Genomic DNA, 24,624 nt, shown 5'->3' on the forward strand with positions numbered 1-24,624 from the left:
ATTGGAACCACTTCGTCAGAAGACAATCCAACGTTGGTGGGGGAGTGCTTTCATATGTAGACATTAACCAGGGATACGCACGGATATAGTCGGGTTTTTGACCGAAAAACACTGTTTTTTTAATGGGATTTTACACACGCTCTCATATAATGAAGGGGTCAATTGCCATTTCTTTACTTTAATAGGAACAAAGGAGGAGGCTTAGTTTCGTTAGCTTTTGTAAGCGTTTTTATCACCACATTTGCGCTAGGAGGAAGAAGTTAAATGACGAAGCGATTAAACGGTGAAAAAGCATTGCGTAAAGTAATGACAGGTGTCTTAGCCATATCACTTACGATGTCAGGAGCTGCGTCTGTATCGGCCCAAGGTTCGGATTCCAATCATCAGTCGGAGGGGGGCAAGGGACGCGTGCAATTAGAATATTTGGACCGTGGGCTTGTAGCTGCAACGACATCTCAAGGTGTCTTTGTCAGCTGGAGGCTGTTATCTAATGAGGTAACGGGAAGCACAGAGAAAGGACTTACAGGCCCAGCCTTTAACGTGTATCGTGATAGGAAAAAGATTGCTACGGTGACGGACAGCACGAACTATTTGGACACTGCTGGTACAGCTTCTTCCAAGTATTACGTGTCGGCTGTTACGGCTGGGGCGGAGACGGACCAGAGTGCTGCCGTAAAGCCATGGGCTGATGCCTATTATGATCTAAAGCTGAACAAGCCTGCGGATGGTGTAACGCCAAAAGGCGAAGCTTACACGTACTCGGCTAACGATATGAGCGTAGGTGATGTTGACGGCGACGGACGATATGAGTTTTTCGTCAAATGGGATCCGTCCAACTCCAAAGATGTCTCGCAACGGGGTTACACCGGCAAAACCTATATCGATTGTTATACATTTGAAGGGAAGCTGCTCTATCGGATCGATCTTGGTGTAAATATTCGCTCGGGAGCGCATTATACCCAGTTTCTCGTCTATGATTTTGATGGAGACGGCAAATCCGAAATGATGTTTAAGACGGCACCAGGCACTAAGATAATTAATTACGGCAACGATGGAAAAGTCGTATCCGAAAAATATATTACGATGCCGAAATCAGATATTAAAGCCGGCTATAGCAATGAAGACGATTATCGCTTGAGCGCCGATGGCTATTATGATCACGTCGTGGACATGTTCATGGGCTGGAGCGATCGGGAAGAAGTGAAGAACGGCAGCTGGCCGAAGACGTTGGAAGAATGTTTTGGCATAGCGCCGAAATACAGTTATCCGTTGTCACTTGAAGATGCTCAAAGCCTGACGGACTACTTCATGGATGTGTACGCGCCAAGCCGGAGCGCCAATAATAAGCTGCGTGAATTTGAGGGCTTTATCGTAGATGGACCTGAATATTTGACCGTATTCGAAGGTGAGACGGGCAAGGAGCTTGAGACGATTCCGTTCAAGACTGCTCGTGAGGATGATGGGCTGTTGTGGGGAGATTATGCAATGGGCCGCATCGAGCCTGCCAACCGGGTAGACCGCTTCCTTTCTGGCGTTGCCTACTTGGATGGGCAGAATCCATATGCTGTATTCGCACGCGGGTACTATACGAGATCGACCCTCGTATCTTACGGGTGGGATGGTAAACATCTTAAAGAGAATTGGTATGTAGACAGCGGTTTTACGCCAATGACTAATCCGTTCAACGATGGTCCTCATGGCAGAGACGGCACAGATCCGGAGTTTGGCACGTTGACGACACAAGGGGCGCATTCCCTTAGTGCAGCAGATGTAGACGGAGACGGTAAGCAGGAGATTGTCTATGGCTCCGCAACGATCGACCATGATGGAAGTCTGCTGTACAGCTCGATGGATGTTATGCCGCCGCAAAGCGCAGCGCCTGGAACCATCGCGAGACTTGGGCATGGTGATGCGCTCCATGTAACAGATATTGATCCAAATCGTCCTGGCCTCGAAATTTTCATGGTACATGAGGGTGGCGCCTACGCACCTTATGGCTACTCGCTTCGCGATGCGAAGACCGGCAAAGTGATTTATGGCGACTACACAGGCAAAGATACAGGACGCGGCATGATTGGCGATGTAGATCCATCTAAGCCAGGTCTGGAAACATGGGCAGTAGGGCTCTGGTCGGCAGACGGTCAAAAACTGGGGAACACAGCGCCAGGTACGAATATGAGCATCAAGTGGGCGGGAGATATGTCTACGCAACTGGTAAACGGTGCTATTGATGTTACGCCTACCATTGAAGATTGGACAAGAGGCACACTTTTGAAAGCAACCGGAACGCTTACGAACAACTATACAAAAGGTAATCCATCGCTTGTGGCCGATATTTTTGGAGACTGGCGCGAGGAGCTGCTTGTCCGTACGGCAGACAGCAGTGCGATCCGAATTTACCTGAGCACCGAGTTAACCGACAGAAAGATGTACACTTTGATGCATGATCCGCAATACAGAGCTGAAGTAGCACGCCAAAACACGGCCTACAACCAGCCATCGTACACGAGCTTCTATTTTGCTTCGGACACGAATTTCGCGAACGTACCAATTCCAAAAGCTTCACTCCCAGGTCTGTTCAAAAGCCTGCAGGACAAGCTGAATGGTTATATGGATGACGGTAGCGTAAAAGGAGCTATTGCAAGTCAGTTGTCTAATTCGCTTAAGCAAGCGGAGCAGCAGTACGATAAAGGCTCGATGGACAAGGCAGCTGATTTTATTGACAAGTTCCTGTCCCAGCTTGAGAAACGTTCAAGCAAAGACAAGGTATCAGACGATGCTGTCAAAAACCTAACTTCGACTGCAAAGCTTCTGCTTCAACAGTGGTCGTAACAACCATCCGAATCCAATAAAAGAGAAACAGCCCTGGATCGAAATATCCGGGGCTGTTGCTGTTAATCCGCGTTAACTTCACCACTTAATCATAACCCCCTTCAGCTGCAGGCAACGCTTTATAGGCGTCTTTGCCTTCAACAAGGTGCTGCAGGTATGTTCTTAATTCCAATAACTGTTTTGCTTCGTCGGATACCGTGCAATGTTCATCCGTCCACGAGAATGATTTCGTTTCACCATTAACAGTTACTTTCCATCTGTCCGTATTACTAGGTGTGTTGTAGCAGCCTTCTTGTCCTGTAAAATCTTTTGTCTCCATGATATTGAGCTCTTTCATCTTGGCGTAAATACTCTGCAACTCATCTTTACTAAAAGTAACGTCTGCAGCAGCCGTGCCTTTCGTAATGAGATCTTTTGTGACCTTATGGGTATAGGTGTTAATTTCATTCTTTTTTACTTCGCCATAACCGAAGCTGACGGAGAAATTGAAATCCTCGGGCATTTCTGCAGGCATGAGATGCTTTTGATTAGTAACTTCTTCCGTACAACCTGATAGAAACAAAATGGAAAAAACAATCGTTAACAGCATCTTTATCATCTTAATCCCCCCTTTATAAGGAAAACGAGTACCAGCTGGGATATGTTGCGTTCGTTTATCTCAATAGATCTTGGTAATTTGGCGGGAAATCAGCTTTGTTTGGTCCTTTTAAATGTTCAAATTGAATCAGCTTCACTCCAACAACTGGGGAGATCTGATAAGTAAACCGATCCTCTCCAACGGGAATATGAGGACCAACGGTAGGGACGGCTTGTAACGTAATCCGAAGATCAAATCCTCGAAATCCATTTACTCTCTCGGTCTTTATGACATCAACAAAATAGGGATATAATTCGGGTGAGCCTCCCTTCAAAATGTCAGCATACTCTTCTGCCAGCTTTTCGTTCAGATGAGGCAGCAAGAAAAGGATGAGCATATCTTGTATCTGCAATTCTCTTGAATCCTTTTCTGGCATGGCTTCCAGCTGCTTATATGCTTCTATTTCGGAATTTGCGGGATTGTACCCTGACGCACCATAAACGAATTTACAATCCATATTCAAGCACAACGTAAGAATGAGAAGTGACAGGACACACCGTTTGGACAATAACAAGGCTGAACCTCCTTTTTCGCCTATTATGCCCTTTCTTTCACATTCTCTTATGCCGTTACTCGAAGTTCTTATCAACGATTAAAAAACGGTTTAATAAGCGCTGCAACCTTTAACGGTTCATAGCGATTTTCTGGTGATAAATGCTCCAATTGAGGTATCTCTATAACTTCTGACTTTGCGATCGTGTTGTTTAGGGTATGGATCATATCCTTGACGGCTTGTGGGCTTTTTCCTCCGTATGCAAGCAGAACCTCAGCTTGTAAATGTTGATAATGGTGATAAGTTTCTGCTAGTCGTTTCACTTCCTTATGCTCCAACAAATTTTGCTGCAGCAGCGCTTCAAGCCCTCTCCAATGCTCTCCACGAATAAAAAGTCTGAGCATTAATTTTGCGTACCATAAAGGCAGCTTGGATAGGGGAGAATGGCCAGCCCCTTGGACAAAATGAGCGAATGCACTCCGATTATCTTTCTTCTGAATCGCCTTTTCATAATCTAATAACCAGTTCCATTCTTCAGGCTGAGATTGGAGAACAACACCAGGTTCATACAAGGCGATGCTCGAGAAAAGATTAAATAATCGAGCGGTCTCCAAGGCAACGAGTCCTCCGTAGCTGTGTCCAAATACCATTTGTGCTTGAGTGGCTTGCTGCACGGCAGCAACATCTTCGCATTCTTTTTTCATGGAATACTCCAGGCCTTGAGGGCCGCTCATCCCACGTCCACGCCGATCCATCATGTGAACCCGGTAAGTTCCAGCTAATTCAGTAGCCAACGTTGTGAAGTGGCTGGAATCACTGAGGGCACCGTGAATAATAAGCAGGTCAGGTCCTTTTCCTATGCTTTGATACCCGATCGTTGTTCCGTCCTGTGAGATAACAGATGATCTTTCAAAAGCAACATCTGTAGGAATATTCATATGAACCTCTCCGTTCTATTTTTGATTGAAATTTAATTCAATAATAAAAGGAAGACAAGTTAACCGTCAACTAAAAAATTGCAATCTCAAGAAGATCAGCTACAATTGAATATAAATTCAATTAAAGGAGTACGTTGATGCCAAAGCAAAAGGAACAGTTCAACGAGATGAGATTGCATACGATTCAAAAAATAAAATTGGCCGGATTGAAATTATTTGCTAAGAAAGGTCTGGCAGCCACGAATATAAAGGAAATTGCGAAAGAAGCAGGCATCAGCTTGGGATTGATCTACCATTACTATAATTCCAAAGAGGAGCTGTACTTGTCTTTAGCCAATGAGGCGATGGAAAAGTCACAAAATGCTTTTGATGAAATAACAAGACAATCAGGCAGCATTAAGGACAAGCTCTCTTTTTTTATTGACTCCTACTTAAACGGAGTGAAGAAGGAAGACGGGATTTATTATTTTATTATTATTTCTCAGCCTTACCTAACGGGGAATGAGGAGGAAGATCAGAAGCTGAACGAAAAGAAGATGCTGGCGATCAAAAATTTAGAAGTACTTATTCGAGAGGGACAGAAAACAGGTGAATGCGTCCATGGAGATCCGTTTCAGCTCTCTGTCACTTTTATATCCGCAACCCAAGGCATTGCTTCCTTCAAACTGATGTTTGGAGAATCCTTTGTACTCCCGGAAAAAGATCTTCTGCTGCGGATATTAATAAAATGATCATTCCGTTCTGCCTGTTACTCCCAATACCTGTATAACTGCCAACTGGCTGCTTACCTTTGTTTTTTTCATAATGAAATACATGATGACAAGAACAAGGAGGCGCTATTGATGCGTGCAATGATCATTCCTCAATTTGGTGATGCTGAAGTATTGACCCTTACGAATGTTGAGGTTCCTTTGCCGGGACCATTCGAAGTAACGATAGATGTGGCGTATGCTGGTGTTAATTATGCTGAAGTATTATTCCGTAAAGGGGTTGTAGAGGATCTGCCCCTTCCCTTCGTACCGGGAATTGAAGTGTCTGGCACTATTCGTGAAGTAGGAGAGCAAGTTAAAGGGTTACATGTTGGTCAGCAGGTTGCGGCACTTTCCATTGTAGGTGGAGGTGGTTATGCGGAGGTTGTAAAAGTGCCGTCTGATCTTGTGTTCCCGCTCGCTGAAGCGGGGAATCAGGCGATAAATATGATTAGTGCGGCTGCATTCCCGTCGAATGTAACGACAGCGTATATGATTATTTCGAATGTATCACGCATGATCCAAGGGGAAACCGTGTTGGTCCATGCTGCGGCAGGAGGCGTAGGCAGTGCGATTGGTCAAGTAGCCAAGTCGCTGGGCGCCGGGCTTGTCATTGGAACTGTTGGAAGTGAGGAAAAAATTGCTTATGCCAAGAGTCTTGGTTATGATGCGGTGTTTCTGCGGGGAGAGTTTGAAGATCAGGTGAAGAAGCTTACGGACGGGCAAGGGGTTGACATTGTTGTTGATCCGGTTGGCGGCAGTATGCGTGAATCCTCTCTGCAGCTGCTTAAGCCTCTTGGACGGCTGATTGCAATGGGGAACGCAAGTGACGCCGAAGATGTGAAGCAATCGCTCAATGAATTATGGTTTTCAAGTAAAGCCGTATTAGGCTTTAATCTTCAGCTATTGAGTATGGTTGCTCCCCAGCTCGTGGCGGATTCCGCGCGTAAAGCTCTAGCTTTGGTTGCTAGAGGGGAAGTAAAGGTAGATGTTACGGATCTTTTACCGCTGCACAATGCCTGGGAAGCCCATAAACAGATTGAAGAAAGAAGATCAACAGGGAAAATCGTTTTAAAAGTAGGCTCCTGATAGAGACAAGGTAAATACTTATCGCCAGAGGAGCAATTGTAATTTTTCATTCGTATCGGTACCTTCCGTTGGGATGTACACACAGCAATGCGCGGTGCCGCTCCCATTAATTTGCGAGAAGGAGTTTATGTTGAAGGAGAGTAAGCCAGCTTCCGGATGATAAAGCCGAATCGTCTTGATCGTCTTATCCATAATATCGTGCGTCGACCATAACTCGCGAAATTCCGGACTTGCACTACTTAATCGGTCGATCAGCTTACGAAACGCCAGATCGGTGAGATTCTTTTCGTAGCGTCCACGAAGAACGCCAGCTGTATACTGAGCGTATTCTTCCCAATCCGGCATTGATTTGCGCATTTCTTCGTTTGTGAACGTAAGCCAGGCCATACTTCTATCCTCTTCAGGTATGGAGGAGAAATCACAAATGATACGGCGAGCTGCTTCATTCCAGTTCAATACTTCCGTACGGTCTGTCGCAATAAAAGCAGGATAAGGAAGCTGATGAATGATTTTCTCGATGTCAGGCGAAAGCTGCTGCATCGATGGAGCGGGAGTTGGAAGCTCCAGACTAGCAAGGTGCAGCATATGAAGATGCTCATTCTTGCTGAGCCGAAGAGCATTGGCGACACTGTCTAGCACTTGCCTGGATGGTGTTGACGCCCGTCCTTGCTCCAGCCAGGTATACCAGGTTGTACTGACATGGGCAAGTTGAGCAACCTCTTCACGACGGAGGCCAGGTGTTCTTCTTTTGCCATAACCCGGAGGAAGACCTGCTTCGGAAGGATTCAATTTCTCTCTGCGTGATTTAAGAAATTGTCCGAGCAGCATAGCTTTTTGCTTATCCATTGCGTTGTACCCTCCTCAAATAGTCATAACAATCATTATACTCGAGGAGAAAAATGTAACAATATATAAACGACGCAGCCCAATTTGGTTATAGGGCTGCGTCTTTATTTTTAAATATGTGGTTTGCCCTATTTTACATATATTTGTGTGTTTCTGTGCAAAAATGGAGGAATTGCCACACATCTAGGTTGATTTTTGATTATTTAGGAGGATACCCCGTTAATCTTTTCTAATTCGCCATAATCGGCGGTTTCAGGTAAATATACGTGATTATCTACCGTTTGCCGGGTCATGGCAGTACCTGCTAATATTCATCACATACAAAGGTGTAACGGCTTTATCGTGTTCTATTTCGCGCCGGAGCTCGTTGCATTCTGTAGAAAACTTTTAATAATAAAGAACGGGGAGATGGATTTTACTTGGACGTCTTTAGGCAATTGAAACGGTTTTATTGGGTTGAGCGGAAGTTTCTGCTATCATCAATTTTTTGTCTGATGTGTGCGACAGCGCTTGGTCTGGTCTATCCGAACCTGCTTCGTTATTTGATCGATGATGTCATTACACCAAGGGACTTTGACAAAGTGCCGATGCTGGCCCTCTCCGTTGTTGGGGTAGTCACATTCAAAGGCTTAATGCAGTTTTTACACGGATTTTTTGGCGGAAGACTTGGCAACCGGGTGACATTCCGGCTTCGTAACGCCTGTTACGACAAACTTCAAACGCTTTCATTCCAATATTACGACAAAGCGAAGACAGGCGATTTGATGTCCAGACTGACGGCAGATCTTGAAGCAATCCGTCAATTTATCGGCTTTGGCTTTGCTCAAATCTTAAACGTAGTGCTCATGATCGTGTTTGGCGGAGCCATGATGATGTCGATCGATTGGAAGCTGACGCTAATTACGCTCGTCACCATCCCGTTTCTTGCATTCACAGCGATCCGATTTGAGAAAAGAATCCATCCAGCCTTCCGCGAAATGCGTAAAGCGATGAGTAATCTGACGACTGCTGTACAAGAGAATATTACAGGTGTACGGACCGTCAAATCATTCGCACGTGAGCCGCATGAGGTTGATAAGTTCTCGAAGCGCAATGAACAGTACCAAATGAATCAGATTGGCGCATCTTCGATCTGGGCGAAGTTTTTCCCTTCGATGGAGCTGCTCGCCAACCTAAGCGTTGTTATTTTGCTCATTGCAGGCGGTACATTAGTAATCCAGAATACCTTATCACTTGGTGAATTGGTCGCGTTCTTCAGCTTAATCTGGTACATTATCGGCCCAATGTGGGGCATCGGCTTCCATATTAATAACTACACCCAGTCCAAAGCTTCTGGCGAACGGGTGATGGAGCTGCTTAATACACATATTCATGTCAAAAGCATTGAAAACGCGGTTGAAGTGGATAGTGAAATCGTTAAAGGGCATGTCCGTTTCAACCATGTAACGTTTAATTATCCGGACAAAGCTCCTGCCTTGACCGATATTACAATTGATGCGCCGGCAGGAAAGGTTATTGGCCTCTTAGGGGCAACCGGTTCCGGCAAATCGACGATTATTCAGCTGCTGATGCGAGCGTATAACGTAAAAGAAGGTACGATTACGCTCGATGGTATTGATATTCGGAATTTGGATGTGGAAAGTCTGCGCAGCCAGATCGCACCGGTATTCCAGGAAACCTTCCTGTTCTCGGCATCGATCCGGACCAATATCTCTTATGGCGTAAGAAATGTAACTGACGAACAAATTATTAAGGCAGCGAAGATGGCCAAAGCACATGATTTTATCATGGAGCTCCCGCTTGGGTATGAGACGATTGTCGGCGAGAGAGGGATGGGCTTATCGGGAGGTCAGAAACAGCGGATTGCTATTGCTCGCGCGCTTATCCGTAATCCCCGCATTCTTATTTTGGACGATGCAACGAGCGCGGTGGATATGGAGACCGAACATGAGATTCAAGCCGGCTTTAAGGAGCTGATGGCAGGGCGCACGACCTTTATTATTGCGCACCGCATCTCATCGCTTCGCCATGCTGACGAGATTATTGTCCTGGACAAAGGACATATCGTTCAACGCGGCACACATGATGAATTAATTGCACAGCAAGGAGCTTATCGCGAAACATATAACATTCAGTATGCCGATCGGCCGCTTGCGAGTTTGAATCCTTCAGAGTCGGAGCGGAAAAGGAGCGTAGTTCAATGAGCAGTTCCAATAAAGAATTGAAAGATAGAATTAAAAATGCAAGCGATAATTCTGAACGGTTTATTTATCAAGATGATGAGGCTATCGAGAAACCGTTCAACTGGGCTCAAATGCGGCGCTTGTTCTATTATATGAAGCCTTATAAACGCCAGTTAATTCCTGTAATTATTGCGATGATTATTGGTACCATTACTCGACTGACAATCCCAGCATTAACCATTATGGCGATTGACAAAGCGATTGATCCACCAAGCGGCGATCCTAGCTACACCAAGCTTTATACGATTGCAGCAATAATGGTTGCTTTGTTTATTATTCAATGGGCATCTAACTCGTATCGGATTAAGTACACGAACATAATCGGGCAGAAAGTCATTTATGATCTCCGCCATCATCTATTCCAGCATATTCAGAAGCTCTCGTTCCGGTTCTATGACAAGCGGCCTGCCGGCTCGGTTCTTGTTCGGGTAACGAATGATGTTAATGCGTTGCAGGATTTGTTCACGAACGGTGTTGTCAACTCGCTTATGGACTGCGTGCAGCTTGTTGGTATCGTTGTAATCCTGCTGGCCTGGAACTTCAAGCTTGGTCTTGCGGTTATGATTACCGTTCCGATTATGTTCCTCGTATCGTCCACGCTGCGCAAACGTATTCGGTTTGCGTGGCAGGACGTTCGGAAGAAGCAGTCGCGGATTAACTCTCACCTTAATGAGAGCATTCAAGGGATGAAGATTACGCAGGCCTATGTACAGGAAAAAGAAAACATGCGCTTCTTCGATAACATGAACGCTGTAAACGTTAAAGCGTGGAACAAAGCTTCTGCGCTTAACCAAGCGTTTGGTCCAGTTATCGAGATTACTTCCGCCATCGGAACGTTTATTCTGTTCTGGTACGGCTCTTACTTAATTGAGCATAAAGAGATAACAGTAGGTCTCCTTGTAGGCTTTGCTAACTATGTGGGCAACTTCTGGGATCCGATTAACCGACTTGGTCAAGTGTATAACCAGCTGCTTGTGGCTATGGCTTCCTCGGAGCGTATATTCGAATTTATCGATGAAGAGCCAACCGTTGCAGAGCTTGGTAATGCCATGCCGCTTGCCAGCATCCGCGGCGATGTGAAGTTCGATAATATTATTTTCGAATATGAGAAAGGCCGTCCCGCGCTTCATGGTGTCACTATTGACGTCAAAGCTGGTCAATCGATTGCGCTTGTTGGTCATACCGGCTCGGGCAAAAGTACAATCATTAACCTTTTGTGCAGGTTCTATGATCCGGTTCAAGGAAGTATTCGCATAGACGGTCAGGATATTCGTAATGTGACGATCGACAGTCTTCGTTCGCAGGTTGGTCTAGTTATGCAAGACACGTTTATCTTCGCTGGAACGATCCGCGACAATATCCGTTATGGCAGATTGGATGCAACTGACAATGAAATTGTTGAGGCAGCAAAAGCGGTTCACGCACATGATTTCATCATGTCGCTGCCTGACGGCTATAACACAGAGGTGGAGGAACGCGGTAACGTGCTCTCCATGGGTCAGCGTCAATTGCTTTCGTTCGCCCGCGCCTTGCTGGCAGATCCACGAGTTCTTATTCTTGATGAGGCAACAGCAAGTATTGATACGGAGACAGAGCTTAGAATCCAAGAAGCTTTGAAAGCACTATTAAAAGGCCGTACGTCCTTCATGATTGCTCACCGTTTGTCTACGATCCGCAATGCTGACGAGATTATCGTTCTGGATCATGGCCGGATTGTCGAGCAGGGTAACCACGAAGCGTTAATCAGGAAGAATGGCATTTATAACGGTCTTATCGAGGCGCAATATCGATTCTTGTCGGCGTAGTATTGATTTTTAAGTAAAGAACCTCCACAATGGAAGAAAAATAACCCAGACCTCGAGGGATGCCGCTGGCAACTCCTCGAAGTCTGGATTCTTCCGGGAGGTTCTTTTTTATTATGTATGGATCACCACTGTCAACGAATGCACGCAAACTTCTTCTGCTCGGCTCGGGCGAGCTTGGCAAGGAGGTTGCACTTGAAGCACAGCGCCTAGGCGTAGAGACAATTGCAGTAGACCGCTATGCGAATGCGCCGGCTATGCAGGTTGCCCATCGTTGCCATGTTACCGATATGCTCGACGGAGCTGCAATCAGAAGAATCATCGAGGATGAGAAGCCTGATTTTATCGTTCCGGAGATTGAAGCAATTGCTACGGAGACACTGCTGGAGCTTGAGGAGGAAGGCTTTAACGTCATTCCGACTGCTCGTGCTGCACGTCTTACCATGGACCGTGAAGGTATTCGCCGACTAGCTGCTGAAACGCTTGGTCTGCCTACTGCTCCTTACCAATTCGCTGATTCGCTTGATGAATTGAAGTTAGCGGTAAAGGAGATTGGCCTTCCTTGTGTCATTAAGCCAATTATGAGTTCTTCTGGTAAAGGGCAAAGTGTATGCAAGACGGAAGCTGACATTGAGAACTGCTGGAACTATGCGATGGAGGGCGGACGTGCGAAGAAAGCACGGATTATCGTTGAAGGTTTTGTTACCTTTGAATCGGAGATTACGCTGCTAACTATCCGTTCCGTTTCGGGGACAAGCTTCTGTTCACCCATCGGTCATGTTCAGAAGGATGGCGACTATATCGAATCCTGGCAGCCGCATGCGATGACAGAGGAGCAAATTAAGCAAGCGGAAGAGATTGCTTTGCGTATTACAGATGAGCTTGGCGGTTTTGGCTTATACGGCGTAGAACTGTTTATTACGAAAGAAGGAGTCTTGTTCAGCGAGGTTTCTCCTCGTCCGCATGATACTGGAATGGTAACCATGGCGACACAAGATCTGTCTGAATTTGCGCTGCATGTCCGCGCGATTCTTGGCTTCCCGATCCCAACTATTCGTCTGTTGACACCAGGGGCGACACACACGCTGAAAGCGGATCGTGAGTCGTCTTCATTCCGCATCGGCGGAATCGAATCGGCACTTGCGCTGCCTAATACACAAGTTCGAGTATTTGGCAAACCGGAGACAAAGGTTGGACGCCGGATGGCTGTTGCATTAAGCACAGCGAACGATACGGATGAGGCTCGTGACCTGGCCCGTCAAGCAGCAGAATCCCTTCATATTCAATACGATAATTAAGACGATAGTGCGGCGGCTTTCCTTGATCTTAAGCAAGGAGAAGCTGCCGCTTTTTTACTCCAGCATGAATGGAACATGACAATTACGTGCATGAATAATTTAGCGTGGGACGCGAATTTATGTTATTCTGTTAATCCAACAAGCGCTTTAACCGATATTGATAGAGGCACGCACTTCATAACAGACGTTCTCTTTAGCGTCTTTACTAATCGGGACAAGTTGAATTAAAATAGCTTGAAGATAAGGTAACGTGAAGCTTCGCAAAATTTTAGGAGGCATACCCATGGCAGAGCATATAGATACTTTCGCAAAAACAGCGGCCCCGGAACGGAACTATGAGGCCGATGATATACAAGTGCTCGAAGGCTTAACCGCTGTAAGAAAGCGGCCAGGCATGTACATTGGCAGCACGAGCAGCTCAGGCCTTCACCATCTGGTTTGGGAAATCGTTGATAATGCCGTGGACGAGCATTTGGCGAAATTTTGTTCGGCAATTGATGTGACACTGCATAAGAACGGCGCAGTCACCATACAGGATAACGGGCGCGGTATTCCAACAGGAATGCATAAGACAGGAATTCCGACTCCGCAGGTTGTGTTCACAATCCTGCATGCGGGCGGCAAATTCGGCGGCGGCGGATATAAAAAATCCGGCGGCTTGCACGGGGTTGGTGCTTCGGTAACGAATGCATTATCCGAATGGCTTGAAGTAGAGATTTTCCGTGACGGGAAAATACATAAGATGCGTTTCGAGTATTGGGTCGATGACAAAGGCAAAGAGCATGTCGGCGAACCGGTAAGTGGACTTGTTATTGCTGGCAATACGCATCGTACGGGAACAAAAGTAACGTTTAAGCCTGACGCTCGTGTCTTCCAAGGTGGAATATCGCTGAACTATGATACACTTGCAGAACGGCTGCAGGAAATTGCTTTCCTGAACTCCGGCCTTAAAGTGTCGATCAAGGATGATCGCAGCGGCAAAGAGGATGTATTCCATTACGAAGGCGGCGCACGCCAATTCGTACAATTTTTGAATGAGGATAAGACAGTACTTCACGAGGTTGTCCATTTCGCAGGGGAAAAGGACGAGATTGAAGTGGAAGTAGCACTTCAGTATAACGATGGATATACGGAAACGATCGCATCCTTCGTGAACTCGATCCCGACACGCGGCGGTGGTACGCATGAGACCGGTTTCAAGACTGCTTATACCCGCGTAATGAACGATTATGCCCGTAAAACAGCGATGCTGAAAGAGAAGGATAAAAATCTCGAGGGCAATGATCTGCGTGAAGGTATGATGTCCGTCATTAATATCAAGATGTCTGAGGTGGAGTTCGTCGGTCAGACGAAGGATCAGCTCGGCAGTGCTTCGGCGCGCAGCGCAGTGGATGCAGTTGTGTCCGATAAAATGCAGGTATTCCTTGAGGAGAATCCGCAAGTTGCACAAATGCTCCTTAAGAAGGCTGTACAAGCATCAAGGGCTAGAGAAGCGGCACGTAAGGCACGTGAAGAGATCCGCAGTGGCAAGAAGAAGAGCGAAAGCTCCAATCTGAACGGCAAGCTGACACCAGCACAGTCGAAGGATGTCACGAAGAACGAGCTGTTTATCGTCGAAGGTGACTCTGCTGGCGGTTCTGCGAAGCAAGGCCGTGATTCGAAGCATCAGGCGATTCTGCCTTTGAAAGGCAAGCCGATGAATCCGGAGAAAGCAAAGCTGCTTGATATTCTGAAGAATGATGAGTATAAAGCGATTATCTCCGCGATTGGAGCGGGTGTTGGTCCGGAATTTGATGCGGATGAATGCAATTACAATAAAATTATTATTATGACCGATGCCGATACCGACGGCGCGCACATTCAAGTGCTGCTGCTGACCTTCTTCTATCGGTATATGAAGCCGCTGATCGACTCGGGACGAGTCTTTATCGCTCAGCCTCCGCTTTACAAAATTACACGCAAATCAGGTAAGCTGGAGACGGTTCGTTATGCTTGGACAGATGAGCAGCTGCAGAACTATCTGAAGGAATTCGGCAAGAACTTTGAGTTACAGCGCTATAAAGGACTAGGCGAGATGAATCCCGATCAGCTGTGGGAGACTACCATGGATCCTGAGACTCGGACACTGCTCCAGGTACAGATCGATGATGCAGCTAAGGCTGAGCGCCGCGTATCCGCGTTGATGGGCGATAAGGTCGACCCACGTAAACGCTGGATTATTGAAAATGTAGATTTCACAGAATATGTTGAATAGGAGGTAACGGCATGGGCATGCTGGAACAGTTTTTACCGGCGTATTTGGAAGAGGTCGTAGGTGACCGCTTCGGCCGTTATTCGAAATACATCATTCAGGACCGCGCCATTCCGGACGTAAGGGATGGACTTAAGCCGGTGCAGCGCCGTATCCTGTACGCAATGTATGATTCGAACAATACACCTGATAAGCCGTACCGCAAATCAGCGAAGACCGTCGGTGACGTAATGGGTAATTACCATCCTCATGGTGACTCTTCGATCTACGAAGGTATGGTGCGTATGGCACAGCCTTGGAAAATGGGCCATGTCCTCGTAGATGGACACGGCAACTGGGGCTCGATGGATGACGATCCTGCAGCGGCGATGCGTTATACAGAGGCGCGTTTGTCGCCTATCGCTATGGAGATTTTGCGGGATATTGATAAACGGACCGTTCAATTTAAAGATAACTTTGATAACACGACGAAAGAGCCGGTTGTACTGCCATCTCGTTATCCGAACCTGCTTGTGAATGGCACAAGCGGGATTTCAGCAGGCTTCGCAACGGAAATTCCACCGCATAATCTGCGGGAGACGATTGATGCCTGCATTGCAGTGATGGCTCGTCCGGATATGCCGGTAGAAGATCTGATGGGCATTGTGAAAGGCCCCGATTTCCCAACAGGCGGCGTTATTATGGGCGAGGAAGGAATCCGCGAGGCTTATACAACAGGTAAAGGCCGGATCCATATCCGCTCAAAGGTTGAGATTGAGGATGTACGAGGCGGACGTCAACAGATTACGATTACGGAAATTCCGTATCAAGTCGTCAAATCCCGGCTTGTCAGCGCAATGGAAAACATCCGTCTTGAGAAAAAGGTCGAGGGGATCTCTGAAGTTCGAGACGAGAGCGGCCGTAATGGCCTGCGTATTGTCGTGGAGCTGAAGAAGGAAGCCGATGCGAACGGAATTCTGGCTTATTTGCTGAAGAAAACGGATCTTCAAGTGACTTATAACTTCAATATGGTTGCGATTGTGAACAAAGCACCTCAACAGCTGGGCATTAAACAGATTCTAAGCGCTTATATTGCCCATCAGAAGGAAGTAGTCACTCATCGTACCCAATATGATCTAGAGAAAGCTGAAGAGCGTGCACACGTGGTAGAAGGGCTTGTGAAAGCTCTGAATATCCTCGACGAGGTCATTGCAACGATTAAAGCCTCGAAGAACCGTGCTGATGCGCAAAATAACTTGGTTGCTAAATACGGCTTCTCTGAGCGTCAAGCCGATGCGATCCTGACACTCCAGCTATATCGTTTGACGAATCTCGAGATTACATCGCTTGAAAAAGAACTGAAGGAAATGCAGAAGAAGATTGCTTACCTGCGTTCCATTCTGGAGAGCGAGAAGAAATTGCTTGGTGTTATTAAAGACGAACTTATTGAAATCCGCGACAAATTTGGCATTGACCGCCGTTCGTCGATCCGCGGCGAAGTGGAAGAGCTGAAAGTGAACCTAGAGGTTATGGTGCAGTCGGAAGACGTAATCGTTACCCTAAGTGAAGAAGGATATATGAAGCGGACAAGCATCTTGTCGTTCACTCGTTCTGGCGGAGACTTGCAAACAGCTGGAGTGAAGGATGGCGATGCGATCAGCAGCGTATATGAAGTGAACACGATTGACAACTTGCTGCTGTTCACACGCAAGGGACAATATTATATGCTTCCTGTTCATCAGATTCCAGAGTTCAAGTGGAAGGATACCGGTACGGCTGTTGTCAATATTGTACCGATTCCGAAGGATGATTCCATTGTAGCTATTATTCCGGTTAAAGATTTCAATGTGCCAGGTGCATCACTTGTCTTTGTAACCAAACGTGCACAAGTGAAACGGACTGAGCTGAAGGAATATATGACGACGCGTTCTACCGCGATCGCTGCCTCGAAGGTAGCCGACGGTGACGAAGTTATCCGTGTCATGCTTAGTGACGGTTCAAAACAGCTGCTTCTGGTAAGTAAACTTGGTATGAGCATCCGGTTCCATGAGCATGAAGTGAATCCGATGGGACGGGTTGCAACAGGCGTTCGCGGTATGCAGCTAAGAGAAGATGATGAGCTTATTGCAGCCGATTGGGTTGCTGATGATGAGGGTGAAGTACTGGTCGTGACAGATTTGGGTTATGCCAAACGTACGCTGCTGCTGGATTATCCGCTTCAAGGCAGAGGCGGCAAAGGCGTTCAGACGTTTGAGTTCAAAGAAGGCAAGCGTGTGAAGCCAAATGGTTCAGCACTTGTATCGGCTCTCTACTGTAAGGAAGAGATGAACATTATAGCGCTTACATCCTCTGGCGGCCAGCTTGAGGCATCATCGGAGAAAGCGCCAATCGAGGATCGGAAGTCTATCGGGCGAATTCTGCTTCCGGTCGAGAAGAATGATGTCATTACCACGATCTTCGTTAAACCTGATTTATCCACTCAATCGTAAGGCCGGTTAGGTGGATCAAAGCGTTCAATTAATCGAATAATCGCGTCAAACATGACCCACATTGGTACCAGCTCATCCGGGCGGTCGAGCCACTGTGGGTCTTTTATTATGCCGTAGGCTTTGATTTTACGAATGATTTCAGCTTTTTGGTCATCCATCGGGATCACTCCTTCGCACACCATTTCGACGTATAGGTAAAGCGCCTATGCCATTGTATGTCTACTCCTGTCATAATGTTCGACTTTATAGCGATTAATGACTCAAATTATTAATTGGGTTAACCTTTTATTCGACATTTACGAATGCTATAATTGGTATAAATGAGAGATTTGGACAGAAAGCGGGTGTAATTATGGTTTCTGAAGAATTTACTCGTCTGTGGACAAAGATGACAAGAGATTGGAAGGATAGTATAGAAGAGGGGCTTGCGCCTCTAACGGAAGGGCAGTTGAACGTGCTGGATATTTTACTGCAGCATGCACCGATGAAGCCTTCTGAACTTCTGCAGTACTTGGCTACAACGCCGGCTGCGATTACAACGCTGCTTGATCGAATGGAGCGCAATGAATTAATTGAACGTTCAAGAGATAATCAGGATCGAAGAATTGTATGGGTAACTGTAACGGAGAAAGGAAAGAGTGAGGCCCAGCGTGGAACGGAAATTCGTTCCAAATTAATTGGTGAATCGCTGGACCGTATATCTTCCCATAACCAGCAGCTGCTTGTATATCTGCTTGGCAAGGTTGCTAATGCGTAGTACATATTTAAATATTAACTTATAAATAATGCCTTATTGCACGTTCAGCATGGATCTCAGACGATTACGAAGCACCTTGATCTGCTGCTTCATGGAGTCATAATCCTGCTTCGTTAGTAAGCTGTCGCTGGCAGCTGCAATTGTCTGTTCAACCGGCAAGATGCGGAATCGATAGTAGCTATCCGGCTGGTAGCGATGCACATAGGTTGGAGTTGACTCAATATCCGATAGCTCAATAGAGCCGTCGGATTTATTTTTTCGAATGGTTACTTTAAAGATCACACCGTAATCTTTCGTATCGCCCCGCTGTGCAGATATGAAGTTCCCCATAGAATAAATGATTAGTCCTTGTCTGGCATGACCAGATGCATCTGTAGTGTCGAGCACTTCATAAGGCTGAATGACATGCGGGTGAGAGCCGGCAATAATATCTGCTCCCTCAGCTACAAGCTTGCGGGCAAGCTGTTTCTGCTCCTCATTAGGCGTTGTCTGGTATTCGATGCCGAAATGCAGGGCGACCGTGATAAAGTCGGCTCCAAGCTCTTTCAAGTGATGGATATCATTGATCATTTTTTGCTCGTCAATCATTGAGACGGCATAAGGCTTGCCTTTCGGCAGCGGAATGCCGTTTGTGCCATATGTATAAGCGAGCAGACCCATCTTAATTCCATTGTGTTCTACAATAACAGGGGTATCCGCTTCTTCTTGTGATTCAGCAGTCCCTTTTAAGACAAACGGATACTCTTTCAAATGCTGCAAGGTAAGCATAAGCCCTTTATCGCCTTTGTCTAGCGAGTGATTGTTAGCATTGGTCAAGATGTTAAAGCCGGCATACTGGAGTGCGTCCAGCAGCTCTACAGGTGCGTTAAAGCTCGGATATCCTGTATAGCCATAGTTTGAACCTGCAACAGGAGTCTCCAGATTAGCCATTACCCAATCACCTTGCTCAAGGATTGGCTTTACTTCTTCAAAGAAATAATTGAAGTTGTACTTCTTCGTCTTCTTATCATAAGCACCTGGAAGCTCTGGCTTATGCATCATGATATCGCCAACACCCATCCATACAGCTTCATCGTATTGCGGCGTTGGCATCGGAGTTGGTGTCGGCTCTGGCGTCGCAGTTGGTACGATGGTTGGTTCTGGCGTTTGGACTGGCTGGCTCGTAGGCGGCGGATTCGAGGCGGTATCTGTAACGTGAGTATCCTGCCTCAACGTAGTTGCTAGAATAAATAGAATTCCAGCAGCTGATAGTAATAAAAGAATAAAATGAATAGTCAAGCGCTTCTTGCTTCGCATTCTGCGCATGAAGGTCTAATCACTCCTTTATAGGAACATTTTGGATGCTTCCTCAAGCTGTTCACTTGTCCACCAGGACCAAGCCGGTGAACCATACGGGATGGAGCGGAAGCATTGGCGTTCCTTCGTGACCGGATGTGGAGCCTCAACGGAAGTTGACCACAGTGCAATATCGGATACATTAGCCGTGTTAGGTGCTCCATATTTACGGTCTGCAACGAGAGGACAGCCGATATACGCCATTTGGGCACGAATCTGATGTGATCTGCCCGTATGCAGCTTCACAGCGATGAGAGAGTAGCCTCCGGCTTCAGCACACACCTTATATTCCAGAATGGCTTCTTTTGCTTCTGGTGTTGGATCCTTATAGACGGTTACCTGATTACGCTTGGCATCTTTCCAGATATAGTGTCGGAGCCGATCCTCTTGCTTAGCAGGTTTGCCGTGAACAACACAAATATAAGTTTTCCCGAATGTACGACTACGTACCGCTTCGGATAAGCGGGATGCTGCCTTAGAGGTTTTGGCGAACAGCATAGCGCCTCCAACCGGGCGGTCAAGTCGATGAACAAGGCCGAGGAATACATTCCCCGGCTTGTTATGACGGATTTTCAAATCCTGTTTAATGAGAGTCAGCATGTCAGGATCCCCGGACTCATCCTCTTGCGAAGGGATACCAGGGAGCTTGACTACGGCAATGATATGATTATCTTCGTACAGCACCGGAATAACCGGGCTCATGCTACCGGTCATTATTCCGACTCCCAACGTCCCAGGATACCGCAAGGCAAGTTCAGGCCGGATTGCGTGATAGGAAGACCAATCTCGCCACAGTTAATGACGCCGCCAAATTTGTTCTTCATTGTTGTATGGAGCAAATTGTGCAGAACAGACGGTGATAGACCAGTTGTGTACGAGTTAATCAGCATGAACAATGGGTTATCCGATAAAATCGTCGTACAGAACTCGAGGAAGGGATACAAATTCTCTTCGAGTTTCCAAGTTTCGCCGTTTGGTCCACGTCCGTATGAAGGCGGATCCATAATGATCGCATCATATTGGCGGCCGCGGCGCTGCTCACGTTGTACGAATTTAAACACGTCGTCGGTAATATATCGGATTGGAGCACTTTCAAGGCCGGACAATTGTGCGTTTTCTTTTGCCCACTGAACCATACCTTTAGAGGCATCCACATGCACGACATCAGCTCCAGCAGCTGCAGCGGCAACCGTAGCACCACCGGAGTAGGCGAACAGGTTCAATACGCGAATTGGACGTCCAGCCGAACGGATCTTGTCCATCATCCAGCTCCAGTTCACCGCTTGCTCAGGGAACAGCCCAGTATGCTTGAAGCTTGTTGGTTTGATGTGGAACTTCAGCTCGCCGTATGTGATCGTCCAGCGTTCAGGCAAGCTGGATTTGAATTGCCATTGTCCACCGCCGGAGGAGCTGCGATGATAATGTCCGTCAGCTTCCTTCCAAGCACCGGATTCATTGGCGATAGGCCAAATAATCTGTGGATCTGGACGGCGGAGAATATATTGCCCCCAGCGTTCAAGCTTGTCTCCAGCCCCTGTGTCGATGACCTCATAGTCGGTCCATTTATCTGCTAAGTACATGTTATAGTGATCCTTCCTTGGTGTATAATTTTCGTTGTATTATAATGAAGTCTTCGACTATTATAACGAAGCGCACAGAATGAAGCAATTAGGTTAAAAGCTTACGCAGTAAGAATCGCCACAAAAAGCGCGTGTCAATTCTTTTTAGGAGGGTACCTATTATTCGAAAACAAGGGTGGTTAATCGGTTTAACTGTAAGTATGCTGCTATTTATAGGGGCAGCGATGATGGCTGCACGCTCGAAGGCCTCATCGTTTGATGTGTCAGTAGCAGATTGGTTTGCGAGTATACATAGTGGAGCGTTGACGGATGTATTTCAAGCCATTACGTCACTTGGCTCAACAATAGGCATCATTGTTATTACTCTTGTTTTAGCCATATGGCTTGCATGGAGACAAGGGTGGAAAGGAGCAGTGCTGCTAATTTCGGGGGTAGCTGCGGCCTATGTGGTGAACACACTTATCAAATCCGGATTTGATCGTGCAAGGCCGGTAGCGGCTTGGGGGATTGAGGCGGATGGGTCCAGCTTTCCGAGCGGAAATGCGATGCTGGCGATCGTTATGTACAGCTTGGCGGCCATATGGATTATTCAAGACAGAGGGCTTAATCGTATAGCTAAGCGCATGATTACGGTTGTCGCTGCGGCGCTTATTATTTTAATGGGAGCTTCACGTCTGTACTTCAGCGTTCACTATGCAAGCGATATTATAGGTGGTTACGCGGCAGGATTTGCCGTTGTGTGCCTGGTGATGGTTGTTACAGGACGAAAGAGGCTTAACAGCCGCTAGTCCTGCAGACAGCGGCTATTTAAGACTCTCGAATAGCATCTAACATTTTGTCGATTGATACTTTGCGTTTGTCCTCGTCCATGGTGTTGAGCAGCCGAATGATTTCAAACGTATCCGCTGCAAATGGAGACTCCGCACCTCGCGCATCGCCATCGATAATATAATCGGTGGTGACTTCAAAAAAAGCCGCGAGTTTAATCAAAGTCTCATAAACGGGCTGCCGGTTGTTGATCTCGTAGTGGCTGTAAGCGGATCGCGTGATGCCGATGGATTGTGCAACTATCTCTTGAGACAAGCTTCTTTGCTGGCGCAGCTCCTTTAGGCGATCTCCCATCGTCAAGGTCATTCGCTCCTCACATTGGATATAAAGATTGGCAATATGTTACACTCACTACTAGTAATTTATGATACAAATCGTATCATTGTCAAGCTTTAAATGGGAAAGTTACTAATAAAAATAGAATATTTTAGAAAGAGAGATGGGCTGGGAATGGTTTTGATCTTTGAATGTGAATGCGGCAATAAAACAGGTTTGTTTGCAACCGGAGACCGTGATGAAACGGGCAGAGAGTTTATTGAGCTAGAGGATGATGACCGCTTGACGTATGTCGTTGGTGAGGATGGCGTTTTATTCAAATGTAAGTTCTGTGGGTACACTTATCGCATGGATAAGCTGTAGGTGACAATCCTATTTGCCTGATCGCAAGTACCACGTGTCATGTTGGGCAAGCCTTCGTCAGCGCGTAATAAAACAGGCCACGGTTCAAAATGAACTGGGCCTGTTTTTTGTCTGTATCCAGCGATAAATCGCAAAAACCTTGCTGCAGTGGGTAAAAGCAGATGCGGTAAGGGGAAGTACCTAAATATGACGGAAAAACCGTACTACAGAGGGTAAGAGCTGGTATGGTGCGGAGAAAGCGCCAAGCCCACTAGCTGAAACGAATGTCATGTTCTTGCCCTGGGGCGGTGAATTGAATCAGCTTTTCGCCTTCTATAATTAGTTCAGCCTGCTCCTCATTTGTTAGCAAACGGAAGGGCTCGATGAGGAGAGAAGCTTTATTTCGTTCTCGCTCGATTTTCCATATACCAGCGATGAAACCGTTCAGCAGGATCGTTGCACGCAGGATGCCATTAGCGGTGAAAATTCGTTTGGCATACGTAATATCCATCACCCGTGATCGATCGACAATTCCAAGAAGCATTTGATCGAACTCGCTAAGGAAGCGGGCTGGAGGCATTACCTCGGCATTAGGGCGGGGTGCATCAGGAAGATCAAATAACTCATTGCCTTGTTCGTCCCGGAATGTAAGGAGCTGTGGACGCAGCTTTTCGAAATGTTCTTTGAGACGCGTGAGTCCACACCAAGCCTGCATATCCTTTACCGTCGCTGGCCCATAAGCAGCGAGGTAACGCAGTATTAGATCGTCCGTATCGACATGTTCACTAAGGGATTGTCCCAGCCAGACTTCTGAGGAGGTATGGGTTGCTTGTCCGCTTTCTCCCCACAAACCACGCGGCGGTATTTGAATGAGTGGAACGTAGTTGCGTACAACAGCAGCGAGGGCTTCACTATTAATACCAGGCCACAGGTCAGCTAGAAATTTACCTAGCTCACTGAATGTGCGTGCTTTATCCTCGACAAGTTTTCTGCCCTGAAGTGCAACGCTGTCCAAATCAATTCCAGCAAGAGCCTTGCCAAAGGATCCTTTTAATCCTCGTTCGAGTACAGGCTGTACCCAAGGTCTAATCAATAGACAGTCTTTAGCAGATACAAGATGTAAAGTGGAGCGCATAAGTGCGATCCGCACAGCTTCACGATTTTGAATTAAAGTAGACAATTCTGACTGCTCAAATCCATTCAGTCTTGTCCAAAGAGAGTAATATGGCGCGTTTGGAGCTTGAGCCTGCAGGCCGATAAACCATTCCAATGTATCAAGTACAGACATATCCGAACGCGATAACAGCATTTGCCTTGCGAGCAAAGCTCGATTAATAGCCAATGCACTTAATTTAGGCGTCTCCTGAGTCATCCTCTATCCACCTCAAAATAGGATCATATTTCCATTTAGATTATCTTTCTTTGTATTAAGTTACAAGACGGATAAGGTGAAAAAGTTCCAAAATAGAAACATTTTCCATAAATTCAGCGTTTAAACAATATGAAAAACGCATAGTTTAGGAGGGAATGAGATGAGTTCGGTACTGGAGCTGAAACGTACAAGTCAATACGCAAATAAGCTGAGGACCTACAAAGTTTACTTGAACGGTGTTATACATGAGAAAATTGCTGACGGCCAAACCATGCGCTATGAACTGGAACCAGGCAATTATGAGCTGTACTTGTCCATTGACTGGTGCGGGAGCAATCGATATTCTTTCTGTATTCAAGAGAATGAGACGATCCAATTGAAGTGCGGAGGCGTGAATAGCCTATTAACTTTATACTATATCATTTTTGACAGGAACAATTACTTATACATTAAGTGAAAAAAGCCGAATCTAGAAGCCTTGAGGCCCC

At 46.5% G+C, this 24,624-nt stretch carries 22 protein-coding genes; 12 read left to right on the top strand and 10 right to left on the bottom strand.

The window, feature by feature from the left end; genetic code table 11:
* The first annotated feature begins 264 nt into the window (after window positions 1–264).
* Window positions 265–2,832, top strand: a complete 2,568-nt coding sequence (locus FHS17_RS01795) for a rhamnogalacturonan lyase (RefSeq protein WP_167273347.1) — start codon at window positions 265–267, stop codon at window positions 2,830–2,832.
* Between the two features lie 85 nt (window positions 2,833–2,917).
* Here FHS17_RS01795 and FHS17_RS01800 read toward each other — a convergent pair whose 3' ends face one another.
* From FHS17_RS01800 to FHS17_RS01810, 3 genes are all read right to left on the bottom strand, one after another.
* Window positions 2,918–3,430, bottom strand: coding sequence for a hypothetical protein (locus tag FHS17_RS01800; RefSeq protein WP_167273349.1), 513 nt, complete (start codon window positions 3,428–3,430; stop codon window positions 2,918–2,920).
* A gap of 55 nt (window positions 3,431–3,485) precedes the next feature.
* On the bottom strand, window positions 3,486–3,821 hold the full coding sequence (locus FHS17_RS01805; RefSeq protein ID WP_243865146.1) for a DUF3888 domain-containing protein: 336 nt from the start codon (window positions 3,819–3,821) through the stop codon (window positions 3,486–3,488).
* Between the two features lie 233 nt (window positions 3,822–4,054).
* Window positions 4,055–4,900, bottom strand: coding sequence for an alpha/beta fold hydrolase (locus FHS17_RS01810; protein ID WP_167273352.1), 846 nt, complete (start codon window positions 4,898–4,900; stop codon window positions 4,055–4,057).
* 137 nt (window positions 4,901–5,037) lie between these two features.
* Between FHS17_RS01810 and FHS17_RS01815 the strand changes: the two genes are divergently transcribed.
* Entirely contained in the window at window positions 5,038–5,631 is a 594-nt protein-coding gene (locus tag FHS17_RS01815) for a TetR/AcrR family transcriptional regulator (RefSeq protein ID WP_167273355.1), read from the top strand.
* Between the two features lie 111 nt (window positions 5,632–5,742).
* A complete protein-coding gene (locus tag FHS17_RS01820; protein WP_167273359.1) occupies window positions 5,743–6,738 on the top strand; it encodes a quinone oxidoreductase family protein in 996 nt (331 codons plus the stop codon).
* 18 nt (window positions 6,739–6,756) lie between these two features.
* Here the strand turns inward: FHS17_RS01820 and FHS17_RS01825 are convergent, their stop codons facing one another.
* Window positions 6,757–7,584 carry a helix-turn-helix transcriptional regulator gene (locus tag FHS17_RS01825; protein WP_167273362.1) on the bottom strand — a complete coding sequence of 276 codons (828 nt, stop codon included), beginning with the start codon at window positions 7,582–7,584 and terminating at the stop codon, window positions 6,757–6,759.
* Between the two features lie 419 nt (window positions 7,585–8,003).
* Here FHS17_RS01825 and FHS17_RS01830 point away from each other — a divergent pair, with 419 nt between their 5' ends.
* The 5 genes from FHS17_RS01830 (at window position 8,004) to parC (ending at window position 17,646) form a co-directional block, all read left to right on the top strand.
* The gene (locus tag FHS17_RS01830) at window positions 8,004–9,788 is read left to right on the top strand and encodes an ABC transporter ATP-binding protein (RefSeq protein WP_167273366.1); all 1,785 of its coding nucleotides are present in this window, start codon (window positions 8,004–8,006) and stop codon (window positions 9,786–9,788) included.
* Window positions 9,785–11,632, top strand: coding sequence for an ABC transporter ATP-binding protein (locus FHS17_RS01835; protein WP_167273371.1), 1,848 nt, complete (start codon window positions 9,785–9,787; stop codon window positions 11,630–11,632). Before FHS17_RS01830 ends, FHS17_RS01835 begins: the two co-directional genes overlap by 4 nt.
* A gap of 113 nt (window positions 11,633–11,745) precedes the next feature.
* On the top strand, window positions 11,746–12,927 hold the full coding sequence (gene purT, locus FHS17_RS01840) for a formate-dependent phosphoribosylglycinamide formyltransferase (RefSeq protein WP_167273374.1): 1,182 nt from the start codon (window positions 11,746–11,748) through the stop codon (window positions 12,925–12,927).
* A gap of 283 nt (window positions 12,928–13,210) precedes the next feature.
* Entirely contained in the window at window positions 13,211–15,181 is a 1,971-nt protein-coding gene (gene parE / locus FHS17_RS01845) for a DNA topoisomerase IV subunit B (RefSeq protein ID WP_167273377.1), read from the top strand.
* A gap of 11 nt (window positions 15,182–15,192) precedes the next feature.
* Window positions 15,193–17,646 carry a DNA topoisomerase IV subunit A gene (parC, locus tag FHS17_RS01850; protein ID WP_167273381.1) on the top strand — a complete coding sequence of 818 codons (2,454 nt, stop codon included), beginning with the start codon at window positions 15,193–15,195 and terminating at the stop codon, window positions 17,644–17,646.
* On the opposite strand, the gene FHS17_RS01855 is transcribed toward parC, so the two are convergent.
* The gene (locus FHS17_RS01855; protein WP_164775626.1) at window positions 17,637–17,804 is read right to left on the bottom strand and encodes a hypothetical protein; all 168 of its coding nucleotides are present in this window, start codon (window positions 17,802–17,804) and stop codon (window positions 17,637–17,639) included. The genes parC and FHS17_RS01855 overlap by 10 nt on opposite strands.
* Window positions 17,805–17,998: 194 nt before the next feature.
* Here FHS17_RS01855 and FHS17_RS01860 point away from each other — a divergent pair, with 194 nt between their 5' ends.
* Complete coding sequence (locus tag FHS17_RS01860; protein WP_167273386.1) at window positions 17,999–18,403, top strand: MarR family transcriptional regulator; 405 nt, start codon at window positions 17,999–18,001, stop codon at window positions 18,401–18,403.
* A 33-nt stretch (window positions 18,404–18,436) separates the two neighbouring features.
* Here FHS17_RS01860 and FHS17_RS01865 read toward each other — a convergent pair whose 3' ends face one another.
* The 3 genes from FHS17_RS01865 to FHS17_RS01875 are packed head-to-tail and all read right to left on the bottom strand — an operon-like array spanning window position 18,437 to window position 21,318.
* On the bottom strand, window positions 18,437–19,708 hold the full coding sequence (locus FHS17_RS01865) for a CapA family protein (RefSeq protein WP_167273391.1): 1,272 nt from the start codon (window positions 19,706–19,708) through the stop codon (window positions 18,437–18,439).
* Window positions 19,709–19,726: 18 nt separating this feature from the next.
* Window positions 19,727–20,452 (bottom strand): RluA family pseudouridine synthase, encoded by a 726-nt coding sequence (locus FHS17_RS01870; protein WP_167273395.1) that lies wholly within the window; start codon window positions 20,450–20,452, stop codon window positions 19,727–19,729.
* Window positions 20,452–21,318: a class I SAM-dependent methyltransferase gene (locus FHS17_RS01875; protein ID WP_167273400.1), complete on the bottom strand. Its 867-nt coding sequence runs from the start codon at window positions 21,316–21,318 to the stop codon at window positions 20,452–20,454. Before FHS17_RS01875 ends, FHS17_RS01870 begins: the two co-directional genes overlap by 1 nt.
* A gap of 224 nt (window positions 21,319–21,542) precedes the next feature.
* Between FHS17_RS01875 and FHS17_RS01880 the strand changes: the two genes are divergently transcribed.
* A complete protein-coding gene (locus FHS17_RS01880) occupies window positions 21,543–22,106 on the top strand; it encodes a phosphatase PAP2 family protein (protein WP_167273403.1) in 564 nt (187 codons plus the stop codon).
* 19 nt (window positions 22,107–22,125) lie between these two features.
* Here FHS17_RS01880 and FHS17_RS01885 read toward each other — a convergent pair whose 3' ends face one another.
* Entirely contained in the window at window positions 22,126–22,440 is a 315-nt protein-coding gene (locus tag FHS17_RS01885) for a helix-turn-helix domain-containing protein (protein ID WP_415639830.1), read from the bottom strand.
* Between the two features lie 156 nt (window positions 22,441–22,596).
* On the opposite strand from FHS17_RS01885, the gene FHS17_RS01890 reads away from it, so the two are divergent.
* A complete protein-coding gene (locus tag FHS17_RS01890) occupies window positions 22,597–22,785 on the top strand; it encodes a hypothetical protein (protein WP_167273412.1) in 189 nt (62 codons plus the stop codon).
* A 250-nt stretch (window positions 22,786–23,035) separates the two neighbouring features.
* On the opposite strand, the gene FHS17_RS01895 is transcribed toward FHS17_RS01890, so the two are convergent.
* The gene (locus FHS17_RS01895; RefSeq protein WP_167273415.1) at window positions 23,036–24,136 is read right to left on the bottom strand and encodes a winged helix DNA-binding domain-containing protein; all 1,101 of its coding nucleotides are present in this window, start codon (window positions 24,134–24,136) and stop codon (window positions 23,036–23,038) included.
* Between the two features lie 160 nt (window positions 24,137–24,296).
* On the opposite strand from FHS17_RS01895, the gene FHS17_RS01900 reads away from it, so the two are divergent.
* A complete protein-coding gene (locus FHS17_RS01900; RefSeq protein ID WP_167273418.1) occupies window positions 24,297–24,593 on the top strand; it encodes a hypothetical protein in 297 nt (98 codons plus the stop codon).
* The last annotated feature ends 31 nt before the right edge of the window (window positions 24,594–24,624 follow it).

This window comes from Paenibacillus lupini (assembly GCF_011761355.1).
Classification (GTDB): domain Bacteria; phylum Bacillota; class Bacilli; order Paenibacillales; family Paenibacillaceae; genus Pristimantibacillus; species Pristimantibacillus lupini.

What these genes read in the sequence shown, in the direction of transcription:
- FHS17_RS01795 (WP_167273347.1), top strand. Translation starts at nt 265, where the DNA reads ATGACGAAGCGATTAAACGGTGAAAAAGCATTGCGTAAAGTAATGACA.
- FHS17_RS01900 (WP_167273418.1), top strand. Translation starts at nt 24,297, where the DNA reads ATGAGTTCGGTACTGGAGCTGAAACGTACAAGTCAATACGCAAATAAG.
- FHS17_RS01855 (WP_164775626.1), bottom strand. Translation starts at nt 17,804, where the DNA reads ATGGATGACCAAAAAGCTGAAATCATTCGTAAAATCAAAGCCTACGGC.
- FHS17_RS01885 (WP_415639830.1), bottom strand. Translation starts at nt 22,440, where the DNA reads ATGGGAGATCGCCTAAAGGAGCTGCGCCAGCAAAGAAGCTTGTCTCAA.
- FHS17_RS01865 (WP_167273391.1), bottom strand. Translation starts at nt 19,708, where the DNA reads ATGCGCAGAATGCGAAGCAAGAAGCGCTTGACTATTCATTTTATTCTT.
- purT (WP_167273374.1), top strand. Translation starts at nt 11,746, where the DNA reads ATGTATGGATCACCACTGTCAACGAATGCACGCAAACTTCTTCTGCTC.
- FHS17_RS01875 (WP_167273400.1), bottom strand. Translation starts at nt 21,318, where the DNA reads ATGTACTTAGCAGATAAATGGACCGACTATGAGGTCATCGACACAGGG.
- FHS17_RS01810 (WP_167273352.1), bottom strand. Translation starts at nt 4,900, where the DNA reads ATGAATATTCCTACAGATGTTGCTTTTGAAAGATCATCTGTTATCTCA.
- FHS17_RS01800 (WP_167273349.1), bottom strand. Translation starts at nt 3,430, where the DNA reads ATGATAAAGATGCTGTTAACGATTGTTTTTTCCATTTTGTTTCTATCA.
- FHS17_RS01860 (WP_167273386.1), top strand. Translation starts at nt 17,999, where the DNA reads ATGGTTTCTGAAGAATTTACTCGTCTGTGGACAAAGATGACAAGAGAT.
- parC (WP_167273381.1), top strand. Translation starts at nt 15,193, where the DNA reads ATGGGCATGCTGGAACAGTTTTTACCGGCGTATTTGGAAGAGGTCGTA.
- FHS17_RS01835 (WP_167273371.1), top strand. Translation starts at nt 9,785, where the DNA reads ATGAGCAGTTCCAATAAAGAATTGAAAGATAGAATTAAAAATGCAAGC.
- FHS17_RS01895 (WP_167273415.1), bottom strand. Translation starts at nt 24,136, where the DNA reads ATGACTCAGGAGACGCCTAAATTAAGTGCATTGGCTATTAATCGAGCT.
- FHS17_RS01825 (WP_167273362.1), bottom strand. Translation starts at nt 7,584, where the DNA reads ATGGATAAGCAAAAAGCTATGCTGCTCGGACAATTTCTTAAATCACGC.
- FHS17_RS01890 (WP_167273412.1), top strand. Translation starts at nt 22,597, where the DNA reads ATGGTTTTGATCTTTGAATGTGAATGCGGCAATAAAACAGGTTTGTTT.
- FHS17_RS01820 (WP_167273359.1), top strand. Translation starts at nt 5,743, where the DNA reads ATGCGTGCAATGATCATTCCTCAATTTGGTGATGCTGAAGTATTGACC.
- FHS17_RS01815 (WP_167273355.1), top strand. Translation starts at nt 5,038, where the DNA reads ATGCCAAAGCAAAAGGAACAGTTCAACGAGATGAGATTGCATACGATT.
- parE (WP_167273377.1), top strand. Translation starts at nt 13,211, where the DNA reads ATGGCAGAGCATATAGATACTTTCGCAAAAACAGCGGCCCCGGAACGG.
- FHS17_RS01870 (WP_167273395.1), bottom strand. Translation starts at nt 20,452, where the DNA reads ATGACCGGTAGCATGAGCCCGGTTATTCCGGTGCTGTACGAAGATAAT.
- FHS17_RS01880 (WP_167273403.1), top strand. Translation starts at nt 21,543, where the DNA reads ATGATGGCTGCACGCTCGAAGGCCTCATCGTTTGATGTGTCAGTAGCA.